The 14,356-nt window shown below is 65.3% G+C and carries 14 protein-coding genes and 1 pseudogene; 9 read left to right on the top strand and 6 right to left on the bottom strand.

Going from position 1 to position 14,356, the window contains the following annotated elements; all coding sequences use genetic code 11:
* The first annotated feature begins 106 nt into the window (after positions 1-106).
* Positions 107-1,996 carry a propionyl-CoA synthetase gene (locus KDD17_RS10915; protein ID WP_212703688.1) on the top strand — a complete coding sequence of 630 codons (1,890 nt, stop codon included), beginning with the start codon at positions 107-109 and terminating at the stop codon, positions 1,994-1,996.
* Between the two features lie 107 nt (positions 1,997-2,103).
* Here KDD17_RS10915 and KDD17_RS10920 read toward each other — a convergent pair whose 3' ends face one another.
* Positions 2,104-2,301 (bottom strand): CsbD family protein, encoded by a 198-nt coding sequence (locus KDD17_RS10920; protein WP_212703689.1) that lies wholly within the window; start codon positions 2,299-2,301, stop codon positions 2,104-2,106.
* A 151-nt stretch (positions 2,302-2,452) separates the two neighbouring features.
* Here KDD17_RS10920 and KDD17_RS10925 point away from each other — a divergent pair, with 151 nt between their 5' ends.
* From KDD17_RS10925 to KDD17_RS10935, 3 genes are read left to right on the top strand one after another with little or no spacing between them, the layout of a single operon-like run.
* Entirely contained in the window at positions 2,453-2,902 is a 450-nt protein-coding gene (locus tag KDD17_RS10925; protein WP_212703690.1) for a hypothetical protein, read from the top strand.
* Entirely contained in the window at positions 2,899-3,462 is a 564-nt protein-coding gene (locus tag KDD17_RS10930; protein ID WP_254796776.1) for a hypothetical protein, read from the top strand. Before KDD17_RS10925 ends, KDD17_RS10930 begins: the two co-directional genes overlap by 4 nt.
* On the top strand, positions 3,462-4,025 hold the full coding sequence (locus KDD17_RS10935) for an SCO family protein (protein WP_254796777.1): 564 nt from the start codon (positions 3,462-3,464) through the stop codon (positions 4,023-4,025). The genes KDD17_RS10930 and KDD17_RS10935 overlap by 1 nt, the downstream gene beginning before the upstream one ends.
* Before the next feature lie 68 nt (positions 4,026-4,093).
* On the opposite strand, the gene KDD17_RS10940 is transcribed toward KDD17_RS10935, so the two are convergent.
* The gene (locus tag KDD17_RS10940; protein ID WP_212703691.1) at positions 4,094-4,855 is read right to left on the bottom strand and encodes an NAD kinase; all 762 of its coding nucleotides are present in this window, start codon (positions 4,853-4,855) and stop codon (positions 4,094-4,096) included.
* Between the two features lie 218 nt (positions 4,856-5,073).
* Between KDD17_RS10940 and glyA the strand changes: the two genes are divergently transcribed.
* Positions 5,074-6,363, top strand: a complete 1,290-nt coding sequence (glyA, locus tag KDD17_RS10945; protein WP_212703692.1) for a serine hydroxymethyltransferase — start codon at positions 5,074-5,076, stop codon at positions 6,361-6,363.
* 119 nt (positions 6,364-6,482) lie between these two features.
* On the opposite strand, the gene KDD17_RS10950 is transcribed toward glyA, so the two are convergent.
* Positions 6,483-6,698, bottom strand: a complete 216-nt coding sequence (locus KDD17_RS10950) for a hypothetical protein (RefSeq protein ID WP_212703693.1) — start codon at positions 6,696-6,698, stop codon at positions 6,483-6,485.
* A 41-nt stretch (positions 6,699-6,739) separates the two neighbouring features.
* Here KDD17_RS10950 and KDD17_RS10955 point away from each other — a divergent pair, with 41 nt between their 5' ends.
* Together KDD17_RS10955 and KDD17_RS10960 are read left to right on the top strand one after the other, a co-directional pair.
* On the top strand, positions 6,740-7,060 hold the full coding sequence (locus KDD17_RS10955; RefSeq protein WP_254796962.1) for a superoxide dismutase family protein: 321 nt from the start codon (positions 6,740-6,742) through the stop codon (positions 7,058-7,060).
* Between the two features lie 168 nt (positions 7,061-7,228).
* Positions 7,229-7,624 carry a (R)-mandelonitrile lyase gene (locus KDD17_RS10960; RefSeq protein ID WP_212703694.1) on the top strand — a complete coding sequence of 132 codons (396 nt, stop codon included), beginning with the start codon at positions 7,229-7,231 and terminating at the stop codon, positions 7,622-7,624.
* Here the strand turns inward: KDD17_RS10960 and KDD17_RS10965 are convergent.
* Entirely contained in the window at positions 7,615-7,989 is a 375-nt protein-coding gene (locus KDD17_RS10965; RefSeq protein WP_212703695.1) for a hypothetical protein, read from the bottom strand. The two genes, KDD17_RS10960 and KDD17_RS10965, sit on opposite strands and share 10 nt — an antisense overlap.
* Before the next feature lie 55 nt (positions 7,990-8,044).
* Between KDD17_RS10965 and KDD17_RS10970 the strand changes: the two genes are divergently transcribed.
* Positions 8,045-8,803, top strand: coding sequence for an alpha/beta fold hydrolase (locus tag KDD17_RS10970; RefSeq protein ID WP_212703696.1), 759 nt, complete (start codon positions 8,045-8,047; stop codon positions 8,801-8,803).
* 146 nt (positions 8,804-8,949) lie between these two features.
* Positions 8,950-12,305 (top strand): annotated as a pseudogene (carB, locus tag KDD17_RS10975) (carbamoyl-phosphate synthase large subunit).
* A 414-nt stretch (positions 12,306-12,719) separates the two neighbouring features.
* Here the strand turns inward: carB and KDD17_RS10980 are convergent.
* Both KDD17_RS10980 and KDD17_RS18870 read right to left on the bottom strand, forming a co-directional pair.
* Positions 12,720-13,691, bottom strand: a complete 972-nt coding sequence (locus KDD17_RS10980; protein WP_212703697.1) for a LacI family DNA-binding transcriptional regulator — start codon at positions 13,689-13,691, stop codon at positions 12,720-12,722.
* Positions 13,692-13,752: 61 nt separating this feature from the next.
* Complete coding sequence (locus KDD17_RS18870; protein WP_254796778.1) at positions 13,753-14,157, bottom strand: hypothetical protein; 405 nt, start codon at positions 14,155-14,157, stop codon at positions 13,753-13,755.
* Between the last annotated feature and the right edge of the window lie 199 nt (positions 14,158-14,356).

A 14,356-nucleotide genomic window follows, 5' to 3' on the forward strand; every position in this document is an offset into this window, starting at 1 on the left:
CGCCCGGGTGTAAATCCATTGACACATGCGCGCGGGCGGCTTCGCAAAACGCTTGCCGCGCGCGGTCCGGTCGGTCTAACTCGGCCCAAACGACGGGGAGGACACCATGGGATACGCAGAATTATACAAGGCCGCGCAGGAAGATCCGGAAGCCTTCTGGCTCGATCAGGCACGGGCCATTGACTGGATCACCCCGCCCGACCGCGCCCTGTTTGACCGCGGCGAGAACCTTTATGAGTGGTACGCCGATGCGCAGGTCAACGGCTGCTACAACGCCGTCGACCGCCACGTCGAAGGGGGCCGCGCCGATCAGGCCGCGATCATCTACGACAGCCCGATCACCGGCCAAAAGCAGACGATCACCTTCGCCGAGCTGCAGACCCGCACCGCCCGGCTGGCGGGCGCGCTGGTGGCGCAGGGCGTCGAAAAAGGCGACCGCGTCATCATTTACATGCCCATGGTGCCCGAAGCGATCGAGGCGATGCTGGCCTGCGCGCGCATCGGCGCGGTGCATTCGGTCGTCTTCGGCGGGTTCGCCGCCAACGAGCTGGCCGTGCGCATCGACGATTGCACCCCCAAGGCGGTAATCGCCGCCTCCTGCGGGCTGGAGCCGAACCGCACGGTGGCCTACAAGCCCCTGCTCGACGGCGCGATCGAGATGGCGACGCACAAGCCGGACGCCTGCATCATCCTGCAACGCCCCGAGCATCCGTGTGAGCTGGGCCCGCGCGATGTCGAATGGCACGCGGCGATTGCCCAAGGCACCCCCGCCGACTGCGTGCCCGTGGCGGGTAATCACCCGGCCTATATCCTCTACACCTCCGGCACCACCGGGGCGCCCAAGGGCGTCGTGCGCCATACGGCCGGCCATCTGGTCGCGCTGAACTGGACGATGAAGAACATCTATCAGGTCGATCCCGGTGAGGTCTTCTGGGCCGCCTCAGACGTCGGCTGGGTCGTCGGCCACAGCTATATCGCCTACGGGCCGCTGATCGCGGGCAACACCACCGTGGTGTTCGAGGGCAAACCCGTCGGCACCCCCGACGCGGGCACCTTCTGGCGCGTGATCTCAGAGCATAACGTGCGCAGCTTTTTCACCGCCCCCACCGCCATCCGCGCCGTCAAACGCGAGGATCCCAAAGGGCTGGAGATCGCCAAATACGACCTGTCGGGCCTGCGCGCACTCTATCTGGCGGGCGAACGCGCCGATCCCGACACGATAATCTGGGCGCAGGAAACGCTGGGCGTGCCGGTCTACGATCACTGGTGGCAGACCGAAACCGGCTACACTATCGCGGGCAATCCCGCAGGCCTTGAGGCACTGCCGGTCAAGATCGGCTCGCCCACCGTGCCGATGCCCGGCTACGACGTGCAGATCCTCGATGAAGGCGGCAACCGTATGGCACCCGGAGAGCTGGGCGCCATCGCCATCAAACTGCCCCTGCCCCCCGGCACCCTGCCCACGCTTTGGAACGCCGAAGACCGGTTCCGCAAAAGCTACCTGACGACCTTCCCGGGCTATTACGAGACCGGCGATGCCGGCATGATCGACGAGGACGGCTACCTCTACATCATGGCGCGCACAGACGACGTCATCAACGTGGCGGGCCACCGCCTGTCTACGGGGGCGATGGAGGAAGTGCTGGCCGGTCACCCGGACGTGGCCGAATGCGCCGTGATCGGGGTGAGCGATGCGCTCAAGGGTCAGGCGCCCGTGGGCTTTGTGTGCCTCACCAACGGCGTGAACCGCCCGCATGACGAGATTACGGCGGAATGCGTAAAGCGCGTGCGCGACCAGATCGGCCCGGTGGCGGCGTTCAAACTCGCCGTGGTGGTGGACCGCCTGCCAAAGACGCGTTCGGGCAAGATCCTGCGCGCCACGATGGTCAAGATCGCCGATAGCCAGGAGTTCAAACTCCCCGCAACAATCGACGATCCCGCCATCCTCGACGAGATCCGCACGGCGCTGAAATCCATCGGCCTCGCCCAGAGCTGACGCAAAGTTTGCCCGCAAACTTTGGGCCCAAAATTTCGGACGAAATTTTGTCCGCGCAGCAAAAAGCCCCCGGAAAATCAGGGGGCTTTTTGGTCGGCTGTCAGTGCTCAGTGCCTGGCAAGAAACTCGTCGATCTCACGCTCGGCCTCTTCCTTGGCTTTGCCGTACCGCTCCTGGATACGACCCACCAGCGCTTCACGGCTGCCCTCGGCCTTGTCGAGGTCGTCGTTTGTCAACTCACCCCAGTGCTGCTGCACGTTGCCTTTGAATTGCTTCCAGTTACCTTCGATCTGTTGCCAGTTCATTGTAGTACTCCTTTCGGTGAAGGGACAGTTCCCTCTTGCAAATACAACGCGCCTCTCGCGTTTGTGTTCCACTTTTCGGGCAGAATTCTCTTGCCAGCCGCCCTGCCCCGCTCCTACGCTCGGCCCACTCAATAAATGCCGGAGCCCTTCTATGAAGCATCTCATCCCTACGCTCGCCCTCGCGCTGGCCCCGCTGGCCGGGCACGCCGCCGAAGGCACCCGCGTGCAGGTCACCGGAGAGATCATCGATACCTGGTGCTATTATTCCGGCGTGATGGGCGGGCCGGACGCGGTTGTGGGCACGGCCCATCATACCTGCGCGCTGTGGTGCAGCGCGGGCGGCATTCCCGTGGGCATCCTCGCCGAGGACGGCACCGTCTATACCGTGCTCAAGGTGGACGAGGATGATGAAGCCGCAGGCGGCGATACGCTGCTGAGCCTCGCGAGCTACGAGGTCACCGCAGACGCCATGCTCTACGAGCGCGACGGCATCAAATATCTCGTCGTCGGAAGTGTCGAGGCCGCGCCAGAGATCACCAACCTCACGCATGAGGATTACGGTCCCGTGCCCGGCTTCGCCATCCCGGAGCCTAAGGAATGATGCGCGCCCTTATCGCCGCCCTCGCCCTCGTGCCCTCCCTCGCCCTGGCGCAGGATTTCTCCGAAGGGTCGGAGGCAAAGACATGGAACCTCTACGCCGAGCAACCCGCCCGGTTCGAGGCGACCGTTGTGGATCTGCTGTGCACCTTCACCGGCGATTGCCCGGAGGATTGCGGTGCGGGCCGCCGCCAGCTTGGCCTTTTGCGCAGCGCCGATGACACGCTTGTGCTGCCGATGAAGAACGGCCAGCCCGCCTTCTCCGGCGCCGCGGTCGATCTGCTGCCCTACTGCAACCAGACGATCGAAGTCGACGGGCTGATGATCGACGATCCCGATCTGGGTGCGCAAAACATCTACCTGGTGCAGCGGATCAAGGCGGACGGCGCCGATTGGGTCGCCGCAAACCAATGGACCAAGGAGTGGGCCAAGGCCAACCCGGACGCTGCGGGCAAAGGCCCGTGGTTCCGCCGCAGCCCCCGCATCAAGGCAGAGATCGAGGAAAACGGCTACCTCGGCCTTGGCCCCGAGGCCGACGCCGCCTTCATCGCGGATTGGTTCTGATGATCCTGCTGCGCGCCGGGCTTCTGGCGCTGGCGCTGGCCGCGCCTGCGGCAGCCGAAGGGCTGTTTCCACTGGTCAAGGGCGGCCCCTACAGCCTCACCGACCAGCACGGTCAGACGCGAACGCAGGCCGACCCGGACGGCCACGCGCAGCTTTTGTTCTTCGGCTACGCCAATTGCCCCGGCATCTGCTCGGCGGCGATGCCGCTGATGGCCGACGTCGTGGATGCAGTCGGCGCGGCGGGCCACAGCCTGCGACCGGTGATGATCACCGTCGATCCCGCCCGCGATACAGTTGAGACCATGGCGCCTGCCATGACCACCTTTCACCGGGATTTCATCGGCCTGACCGGCCCGCAAACGGCGCTCGACAGCGCCTATGCGGCCTTCAACGTCGATCATCAATGGGTCTATGACGATCCAGAATACGGACCCGTCTACAGCCACGGCTCGCTGATTTATCTGATGGATGCGCAAGGGACGGTGCTTACCGTGCTTCCCCCGGTGCTCGATGCCGCGCGGGCCACGCAGATCACCCTGAAATATCTTGGCGCGCAGGGCTGATCCCGCGCGCGGCAAAGTCTGTAAACAGACTTTGTGCCCAAAATTTCGAGAGAAATTTTGCCCCGGCCTCAGGTGAACTGTTCCGAAATCAGACGCTCTTCGAGCCCGTGGCCCGGGTCGAACAGGATCTTGTGCGCAATGCTCGGCTCCGATCGGATCTCGACGCTGGCCACATCGCGGTGGCTATCGCCATCCGCATCCGCCATCACCGGGCGCTTTTCCGGCTCCAGCACGTCGAACCGCACCACGGCCGTCTTGGGCAGCAGCGCCCCGCGCCAGCGGCGCGGGCGAAACGCCGCCATCGCCGTCAACGCCAGCACGTCCGAGCCGATGGGCAGGATCGGCCCGTGCGCCGAATAATTATACGCCGTCGACCCCGCAGGCGTGGCCACCAGCGCCCCGTCGCAGACCAGCTCCTGCATGCGCAGCCGCCCGTCGACGCGGATCTGCAACTTTGCCGCCTGCGGCCCCGCGCGCAGCAGCGCCACCTCGTTGAGCGCCAGCGCGTCCGACACGGACCCATCCGTATGCGTGGCCCGCATCGATAGCGGGTTGATCACCGCCTCCTCCGCCGCGGCCAGCCTGTCGCGCAGATCACTCTCCGCGTAGGCGTTCATCAAAAACCCGATGGTCCCGCGGTTCATCCCGTAGACCGGCGCGGCCAGCGCCTGTGTCTCGTGCAGGGTCTGCAGCATGAATCCGTCGCCGCCCAGCGCCACGATCACCTCCGCCTCCTCCGGCGGCACATTGCCGTAACGCCCGATCAGCGCGGCACGCGCGGTCTGCGCCACCGCCGCACGGCTGGCAAGAAAGGCGAGCTTTTGGGGCATCTCAGGTTTCCGATCCGCTAAAGAATTGCCCAAGACAATCACAGATCCCCCGCGCGCACCAGTATCGCCGCGCCAATCGACCGTCCGCGACAAAATTGGGGGGTGCGCCTCGGCCACGCCGCGCCTATCCCACGCGCAGTCGTTTTCGCGCCTTCCCGTGCCGCGTCGTTTCCGATAGGAAACGGGGCACTGCCACCCGCTCACAAGGAGCCACCCCAATGCTGACCAAGACATCCGACTTCTTCACCCGCAGCCTTGCCGACACCGATCCGGCCATCGCCGATGCCACGGCCAAGGAATTGCACCGCCAGCGCAACGAGATCGAGCTGATCGCCTCGGAAAACATCGTCTCCGCCGCCGTCATGGAAGCGCAGGGCGGCGTGATGACCAACAAATACGCCGAAGGCTACCCCGGGCGCCGCTACTACGGCGGCTGCCAGTTCGTCGACATCGCCGAAGATCTCGCGATCGAGCGGGCCTGCAAACTCTTCGACTGCGGCTTTGCCAACGTGCAGCCCAACTCCGGCTCTCAGGCGAACCAGGGCGTGTTCCAGGCACTGTTGCAGCCCGGCGACACCATTCTGGGCATGAGCCTTGACGCAGGCGGGCACCTCACCCACGGGGCCAAGCCGAACCAGTCGGGCAAATGGTTCAACGCCATCCAATACGGCGTGCGGCGCGAGGATAACCTGCTCGACTACGACGAGGTTGCGCGTCTGGCCAAGGAACATCAGCCCAAGATGATCATCGCCGGCGGCTCCGCCATCCCGCGCACCATCGATTTTGCCCGGATGCGCGAGATTGCCGACAGTGTCGGCGCCTGGCTGCTGGCGGACGTCGCGCATTTTGCGGGCCTGATCGCCGCGGGCGAGTACCCCAACCCCTTCCCGCACGTGCATGTGGCCACCACCACGACCCACAAGACCCTGCGCGGCCCGCGCGGCGGCATGATCCTGACGAATGACGAGGCGCTGGCCAAGAAGTTCAACTCCGCCATTTTCCCCGGCATCCAGGGCGGCCCGCTGATGCACGTCATCGCGGCCAAGGCCGTGGCCTTTGGCGAGGCGCTCCAGCCCGAGTTCAAGACCTACATGAAGCAGGTCATCGCCAACGCGCAGGCGCTTTCCGATCAGCTGATCGCGGGCGGGCTCGACACCGTGACCCACGGCACCGACACCCACGTGCTGCTGGTCGATCTGCGCCCCAAGGGCGTCAAGGGCAACGCCACCGAAAAGGCACTGGGCCGCGCGCATATCACCTGCAACAAGAACGGTGTGCCCTTTGACCCCGAAAAGCCGATGGTCACCTCCGGCATCCGTCTGGGCTCTCCCGCGGGCACCACGCGCGGCTTTGGAGAGGCCGAATTCCGCCAGATCGCCGATTGGATCATCGAGGTCGTCGATGGCCTCGCCGCCAACGGCGAAGACGGCAACGCCGCCGTCGAGGCAAAGGTGAAAGCCGAAGTCGAAGAGATGTGCGCGCGCTTTCCGATCTACCCGAATCTCTGATCGGCACGCGCCAGACCACCTGAAAAAGGCCCCGGCACCCACCTGCCGGGGCCTTTTTTGCACCTGCGACCGAATGGCCCACCCCCGCGATCAAATAAATCGGCGCGGGGCGGTGTTCTTTATGCGTAACCCACGCAAAAGGACATGATCCCATGAAACTCTCCCACCACCTCCTGCTGACCGGCGCGACCCTGTTCGGCGCCATGTTCATCGCCTCGCAGGCCGTGCTCGCGGCCGACCCCGCCAAAACGGCGCAGGCCCAGCTCACCAACCTCGACGGCGAGACCGTCGGCACCGCGCAACTGACGCAGACGCCGCACGGGGTTCTCGTGCATGTGCGCGTCAGCGATCTGCCCCCGGCGCCAAGGGGATCCATCTGCACGCCCGCGCCGATTGCGCCGCCGATACCGGCTTCAAATCCTCCATGGGCCACCACGGCGAGGGCGAGGGCGATCACGGGCTGCTCAATCCCCGCGGCCCGGGCAAGGGCGATCTTGGCAACATCTACGTCGCTGAAAACGGCGTCGGCGAGCTGCAGTTCTTCAAGGCGGGCGCGTTTCTGGACAGCGGTGACCTGCCCCTGCTGGACAGCGACGGCACGGCCATCGTGATCCACGCCGAAGAGGACGATCAGATCAGCCAGCCCATCGGTGGCGCCGGCGCGCGCATCGTCTGCGGTGTCGTCACCACCGGCTAGCACGCGCTCCCGCGCGGACACCTCCCCGGTCCGCGCGCCGGGTCCACGGTGCCTCTCCCGCCGTGGACCTTGCCGTGCGAGCGGCTGCGGCGGGGGGTGGGTTTCCCCTTACCACCCCCCGTCAATTCCGTCAGACTGCGCGCACACCGCTGTCGAAAGGCTCCGCGCATGATCTTCCACCCCGCAGGCTCCCGCCCCTCCACCACCGGCCCGGCCGCGTATTTCACCGGCGCGGTGCGCCTCGATCCGCTGATCTCAACGCCCGCCCCCGCGCGCCTGCGCGGGCTGAGCGTGACGTTCGAGCCCGGTGCGCGCACGGCGTGGCACACCCATCCGCTGGGCCAGACGCTGATCGTGACGGCGGGCGTGGGGCGCGTGCAGCGCGCGGGCGGCGAAATCCAGACGATCCGCCCCGGCGATGTCATCTACTTCGAGCCGGGAGAGCGGCACTGGCACGGCGCCGCCCCCGACACCGCCATGACCCATATCGCCCTGCAAGAGGAACTCGACGGCAGTTCCGTCACCTGGCTCGCGCACGTCACCGACGCCGAATATCAGACGTAGCCGCGCCACCACATCCACACGATGAACAGCACCGCCACCGCGATCAGGTTGAAGGCCACGGCGGCGGCCAGTGACAGGATACGGCCCCGGCGGCGGTCTCCTACGTCGATGCCGCGCAGATAGGCAACCAGCGCGTCATGGTCGCGCGCCACGGCCTGCGCGTCGATCTGCCGGGCCAGTCGCGGGTTCTGCGCCTGCGTCTCCGCCGCCAGCAAGGCGCGGCCCCGCTTGCGCATCCCGCGCGGCAACTGGCGGCCCACCCGGCGCAGGCCGCGGCGCAGATCACGCGCCTGCACGCCGTATTTCTCGCGCAACAGGCCCAGTATCTGCGCCGAACGCGCCGCCATATCCCGATCCGACATCATCCCGCGTTCCTAGCGCGACTGGTAAGCGCGACGCAATCCCGCTATCCCTTGGCCCATGCTGCACTACACCGACCACGGCTCCGCCACCGATCAGCCGCCCCTCGTCATCGCGCACGGGCTCTTCGGCTCCGCGCGCAACTGGAACGTCATCGCCAAACGCCTGTCGGACCGCACCCGCGTGATTACACCGGACATGCGCAACCACGGCCAAAGCCCCCGCGCGAACACCCAAAGCTACGAAAACATGGCCGGCGATCTGGCCGAATTGATCGCGCACATCGGCGGGCCGGTCGATCTGTGCGGCCACTCGATGGGCGGCAAGGCGGCCATGACGCTGGCCCTCACCCAACCACAGCACATCCGCCGCCTGATCGTGGCCGATATCGCGCCCGTCGCCTACGCCCACACGCAGAGCCAACAGATCGACGCCATGCGCGCGGTGGATCTGTCCCGCGTTTCCCGCCGCTCCGACGCCGCCGCCCAACTGGGCGCGCAGGGCGTGCCGGGCGAGCTGCAAAGCTTCTTCACCCAATCGCTCGACGTGGCCGAAAAGCGCTGGCGCCTCAACCTCGACACGCTCGAGGCCGAGATGCCCGCGATCATCGGCTTTCCCGATCTGACGGGCCCGTTCGACGGCCCCACCCTGTTTCTCAGCGGTGCCGACAGCGATTACGTACGCCCCGAGGCCCGCCCGCGGATCAAAGAGCTCTTTCCAAACGCGCGCTTTGCCAAACTGCCCGGCGCGGGCCACTGGCTGCACGCGGAAAAACCCCGCGAATTCGAAGCCGCCCTGCGCGTTTTCCTCGACGCCTGAGCCCGCCGCGCGCCAAAGTTTGTCCCCAAACTTTGCGCCCAAAATTTCGTCGAAATTTTGCCCCCGCCCGTCACGGGTGATTCCGCCTTGCACCACCGTGTCCATTGCCTATAACGCAGACAATTTGCACATCAGGGGGGCATGTCATGCCAAAACGGACCGATATCCAGTCGATCATGATCATCGGCGCGGGGCCTATCGTGATCGGGCAGGCGTGCGAATTCGACTACTCCGGCGCACAGGCCTGCAAGGCCCTCAAGGAGGAAGGCTACCGCGTCATTCTGGTCAACTCCAACCCCGCCACCATCATGACCGATCCCGGTCTCGCCGACGCCACCTATATCGAACCCATCACCCCCGAGATCGTGGCCAAGATCATCGCCAAGGAACGCCCCGACGCGCTCTTGCCCACCATGGGCGGGCAGACCGGGCTCAACACCTCGCTGGCCCTCGAGGAAATGGGCGTGCTCGCGGAATACGGCGTCGAGATGATCGGCGCCAAACGCGCCGCCATCGAAATGGCCGAAGACCGCAAACTGTTTCGTGAGGCGATGGACCGTCTGGGCATCGAAAACCCCAAGGCCACGATCTGCACGGCCCCCACCACGAACGGCAAGAAAGACCTCGCCGCAGGCGTCGCGCTCGCGCTCGACGCGCTTGAGCATGTGGGCCTTCCCGCGATCATCCGCCCCGCCTTTACCATGGGCGGCACCGGCGGCGGCGTGGCCTACAACCGCGAGGATTACGAGGCGATCTGCCGCTCGGGCATGGATGCCTCGCCCATGGGCCAGATCCTCATCGACGAGAGCCTGCTGGGCTGGAAGGAATTCGAGATGGAGGTGGTGCGCGACACCGCCGACAACGCCATCATCGTCTGCGCCATTGAAAACGTCGATCCCATGGGCGTGCACACCGGCGACAGTATCACCGTGGCGCCCGCGCTGACGCTGACGGACAAGGAATACCAGATCATGCGCAACCACTCCATCGCGGTGCTGCGCGAAATCGGGGTGGAGACGGGCGGCAGCAACGTGCAATGGGCCGTGAACCCCGCCGATGGCCGCATGGTCGTGATCGAGATGAACCCCCGCGTCTCGCGCTCCTCGGCGCTGGCGTCCAAGGCGACGGGCTTTCCCATCGCCAAGATCGCGGCGAAACTCGCCGTGGGCTTTACCCTGGATGAGCTCGACAACGACATCACCGGCGTCACCCCCGCCAGTTTTGAGCCGACGATCGACTACATCGTCACCAAGATCCCCAAATTTGCGTTCGAGAAATTTCCCGGCGCCGAACCCTATCTGACCACGGCCATGAAATCCGTGGGCGAGGCGATGTCGATCGGGCGCACCATCCACGAATCGCTGCAAAAGGCGCTCGCCTCGATGGAACAGGGCCTCACCGGGTTTGACGACATCACCATCCCGGGCTTCAACACCGACCTGCCCGCCGATGCCCCGACAACCGCGCCGCCATCACAAAGGCGATCAGCGCCACAACGCCCGACCGGATGCGCACCATCGCGCAGGCCATGCGCCACGGCATGTCCGACGACGACATCCACGCCACCACGATGTTTGACCCGTGGTTCCTCGCCCGTATCCGCGAGATCATCGAGGCCGAGGCCGAGGTCATCGCAACCGGCCTGCCCACAGCCGAGGCGCCCCTGCGCCGGCTCAAGATGATGGGCTTTACCGACGCGCGCCTCGCCACGCTCGCAAAACGCACAGAGGGCGACGTGCGCCGCACCCGCCTCGACGCGGGCGTGAAGGCCGTGTTCAAACGCATCGACACTTGCGCCGCCGAATTCGAGGCCCAGACGCCTTACATGTATTCCACCTACGAACACCCCATGATGGGCGAGGCGGAATGCGAGGCGCGCCCGTCGGACGCGAAAAAGGTCGTGATCCTGGGCGGTGGCCCCAACCGCATCGGGCAAGGCATCGAATTCGACTACTGCTGTTGTCACGCCTGCTACGCGCTCACCGACGCGGGCTTTGAGACGATCATGGTCAACTGCAACCCCGAGACCGTCAGCACCGATTACGACACCTCGGATCGCTTGTATTTCGAGCCGCTGACGTTCGAACACGTGATGGAAATCCTGCGGGTCGAGCAGGAAAACGGCACGCTGCACGGCGTCATCGTGCAATTCGGCGGCCAGACCCCGCTGAAAATCGCGGGCGCGCTGCACGATGCGGGCATCCCGATCCTCGGCACCACACCCGACGCCATCGACCTGGCCGAAGACCGCGAGCGCTTTCAGCAGCTTGTGCAGAAACTCGGCCTGAAACAGCCGCGCAACGGCATCGCCCATTCCGACGCCGAAGCGATGGAGATCGCCGCAGATATCGGCTTCCCGCTGGTGATCCGCCCGTCGTATGTGCTGGGCGGGCGCGCCATGGAAATCGTGCGCGACATGGCCCAGCTCGAACGCTACATCACCTCCGCCGTGGTCGTCTCGGGCGACAGCCCCGTGCTGCTTGATAGCTATCTCGCGGGCGCGGTCGAACTGGACGTGGACGCGCTCTCCGATGGCACCGATGTGCATGTCGCGGGCATCATGCAGCACATCGAAGAGGCCGGCGTGCACTCCGGCGACAGTGCCTGCTCCCTGCCGCCCTACTCGCTCGACCCCGCCACCATCAAAACGGTCGAGGAGCAGACCCGCGCGCTCGCCCTCGCGCTCAATGTCGTGGGCCTGATGAACATCCAATTCGCCGTCAAGGATGGCGAGATCTTCCTCATCGAGGTCAACCCGCGCGCCTCGCGCACCGTGCCCTTTGTCGCCAAGGCCACCGATAGCGCCATCGCCTCCATCGCCGCGCGCGTCATGGCAGGTGAGCCGCTTGCCACCTTCCCCATGCGCGCCCCCTACCCCGAACAGACGTCGTACTCCGACACGCTGCCGCTGGGCGATCCGATGACCCTCGCGGATCCGAACATGCCGTGGTTCTCGGTCAAGGAGGCCGTGCTCCCCTTCGCCCGCTTCCCCGGCGTCGATACGATCCTCGGCCCCGAAATGCGCTCCACCGGCGAGGTCATGGGCTGGGACCGCGACTTTCCCCGCGCCTTCCTCAAGGCGCAGATGGGTGCGGGCACCATGCTGCCCTCCGACGGCTGCGCCTTCCTGTCGATCAAGGACGCCGACAAGACTGCGCAAACACTCGACGCCGCGCGCATCCTCGTGGCGCAGGGCTTCTCCATCGTGGCCACCCGCGGCACCGCCGCGTGGCTGGCCGAGGCCGCCATCCCCTGCGAGACCGTCAACAAGGTCTACGAAGGCCGCCCCGACATCACCGACCTGATGAAGGACGGGCGCATCGCACTGGTGCTCAACACGACTGAGGGCGCGCAGGCGGTCGAGGACAGCAAATCCATCCGCGCCATCGCCCTCTACGACCGCATCCCCTACTACACCACCGCCGCAGGCGCCTACGCCGCCGCACTGGCGATCAAGGCACAGGCGGAGGACGAAATCGGGGTCAAATCGCTTCAGGGGTGACAGGCCTGACCGGACCTCTGGTCTGACAAACGCTTTGGGAAAGCATCAATACCCCTACCAGATTACGCGGGGAAGCTGGTCGCTGCCGACGTGGCCCTTGCGACCTACACGCGCGAGGCAAGATACGGCGATGAGGACGCCGCGCGTTGCCGTGGGTCAAAAACGGCGGTCGCTGGCAACTTTGGTTTCATCAGGGGACTCCCTGCTGACGGGCATTCACCGCACATCTACCCGTCGTCTGCGCAATCGACCGCGCAGCTTGCGCCATCCGTCACATTTGGCGCATATCACCGCGTCGCTGCACCCACGCGCCCGGCGCCCCAGACACGCTCACCCGGCGGTCAGCGTCCCCTTCGGCAGAGCCCGCAGGCTTCCGTCAGTACCGCCGTTATTCCAAGCGCCCGGATGGGTCGGTCACGCCCGTGTGACGGATGCCCTGACCTGAAGGTAACTGGCGATCTCTTCGGAGTGTATCGGCGCGCCGGTCTCAAGAGCTGCGACAATGGCGGCGGCGGTTGCGTCTCCCATGCGCCCAACCGGCAGGTGAACCGACGTCAACGGCGGATCTGTGTAGGCAGAGCTTGGCAGATCATCAATACCGATGACGGATATGTCGGTAGGCACGTCCATTCCCGCGTTTTTACACGCGATCAACGCGCCCTGAGCGACAACGTCAGACAAACACAAAAGAGCCGTCGGCGTCGGCTCAAGCGCGGAAACAACGCTGGCGGCAAGCGCAATTGCCTCCGGAATCGACCGGCCCGTCTGAAAGAACGCGCGCGGCGGCAGCAGCCCGTGCAACCCAAGGACACGCTCGCCCGTCCGGTCATTGTCGACCGTTGGGCCGCTCAGCACGGCAATGTTCCGGTGGCCTGCCTCGCGAAGATAATCCAACGCCAACCGCGCAGCGCCCTGGTTGTCATACCCGATAGCCGGGAGGTCTGCGTCCTGGCGGAAGCGAGAGGTCGCCACTACAGGGACCTGATGCCGATCGATGAGCGCGTCAAATCCGGCCGCACGCTCAAGCCCGGACACCACGAGCGCTTCGGCGCCCAGGTTCAGCAGATCGGTTGCACGGTGTAATTCCTTTTCCTTGTCATAGCCGGTCGTCGCAACGACCACGGACAGACCCGCCCGCGAAAGGCCGCGCTCAAGCTCGTCCAGAAATCTGGCAAAGATTTCGTGCGAGAGTGTCGGGACCAGGGCCCCCACGATGTGCGACCGGCCTGAATTGATGGCCCGCGCCGCGGCGCTGGGGACAAAGTTCAATGCGGCGACAGCTGTCTCTACCTTGATCTTGGCCGATTTCGATACGATCGCCTTGCCGCTCAGAACCCGCGATACGGTCGCGACGGACACCCCGGCAAGCCGGGCGACGTCTCGCATATTGCTGCGTTTTTTTCCCGATGTGAGGTTCACTGGGTCGGATGCCCTTCAAATGAATGGATCAACCATATTCTGAATGTTGACAAATGAAACTACTTTCAGAGATGCTGTAACTAGTTTCAACGCGCACAAGCGCGATTCCCGATCCCAAAACAAGACGGGGAACAACACAGGGGAGACCGGTTTGATCGGTCAAAGCGTTCTGCACAGCTTTTCGAACGTGGGGCACCTCGACGGCGCGCGCAGGTTTGCGGGGTTCTCTCAAACCTCGGACCTGCGCCGGATTGATCTCCCGGCACGGGGCTGCATCCGCATCGAGATGCGCGGTGGGGATCTGCTGCGATGTGTGTCGCAAGACGAGGATCGGACGCTGCATCTGGCGGCTTTCCACGCGGACGGAAAACCCGCCGAGGCCCTTTTGGGCCTGCGCGCAGAGCACGCGCTGCCCCTCGCGGATGTCGATCACGGCCCTTTTGCCGGATGGCTTGGCGCGCGGGGACGGCAGGCGTCCGACACCCTGCCCGCAGCACATATTGCGCTCACCACTCAGGACACCGTTCTGCGGTGTTCGGCCAGCTGTACCGTTTGGCTTTTCGCCCCGGTGCCTGCCTGGGATCTGATTGCCTGTCGCGGCGTGGCGCCTGTGCGCATCAATCATCAGTCAC

Source organism: Sulfitobacter albidus (genome assembly GCF_018200035.1).
In the GTDB taxonomy this organism is placed as follows: Bacteria; Pseudomonadota; Alphaproteobacteria; order Rhodobacterales; family Rhodobacteraceae; genus Sulfitobacter; species Sulfitobacter albidus.

Excerpts from the sequence above, each read along its gene's own strand:
- KDD17_RS10915 (WP_212703688.1), top strand. The coding sequence starts at position 107 with ATGGGATACGCAGAATTATACAAGGCCGCGCAGGAAGATCCGGAAGCC.
- KDD17_RS10920 (WP_212703689.1), bottom strand. The coding sequence starts at position 2,301 with ATGAACTGGCAACAGATCGAAGGTAACTGGAAGCAATTCAAAGGCAAC.
- KDD17_RS10925 (WP_212703690.1), top strand. The coding sequence starts at position 2,453 with ATGAAGCATCTCATCCCTACGCTCGCCCTCGCGCTGGCCCCGCTGGCC.
- KDD17_RS10930 (WP_254796776.1), top strand. The coding sequence starts at position 2,899 with ATGATGCGCGCCCTTATCGCCGCCCTCGCCCTCGTGCCCTCCCTCGCC.
- KDD17_RS10935 (WP_254796777.1), top strand. The coding sequence starts at position 3,462 with ATGATCCTGCTGCGCGCCGGGCTTCTGGCGCTGGCGCTGGCCGCGCCT.
- KDD17_RS10940 (WP_212703691.1), bottom strand. The coding sequence starts at position 4,855 with ATGCCCCAAAAGCTCGCCTTTCTTGCCAGCCGTGCGGCGGTGGCGCAG.
- glyA (WP_212703692.1), top strand. The coding sequence starts at position 5,074 with ATGCTGACCAAGACATCCGACTTCTTCACCCGCAGCCTTGCCGACACC.
- KDD17_RS10950 (WP_212703693.1), bottom strand. The coding sequence starts at position 6,698 with ATGCACGAGAACCCCGTGCGGCGTCTGCGTCAGTTGCGCGGTGCCGAC.
- KDD17_RS10960 (WP_212703694.1), top strand. The coding sequence starts at position 7,229 with ATGATCTTCCACCCCGCAGGCTCCCGCCCCTCCACCACCGGCCCGGCC.
- KDD17_RS10965 (WP_212703695.1), bottom strand. The coding sequence starts at position 7,989 with ATGATGTCGGATCGGGATATGGCGGCGCGTTCGGCGCAGATACTGGGC.
- KDD17_RS10970 (WP_212703696.1), top strand. The coding sequence starts at position 8,045 with ATGCTGCACTACACCGACCACGGCTCCGCCACCGATCAGCCGCCCCTC.
- KDD17_RS10980 (WP_212703697.1), bottom strand. The coding sequence starts at position 13,691 with ATGCGAGACGTCGCCCGGCTTGCCGGGGTGTCCGTCGCGACCGTATCG.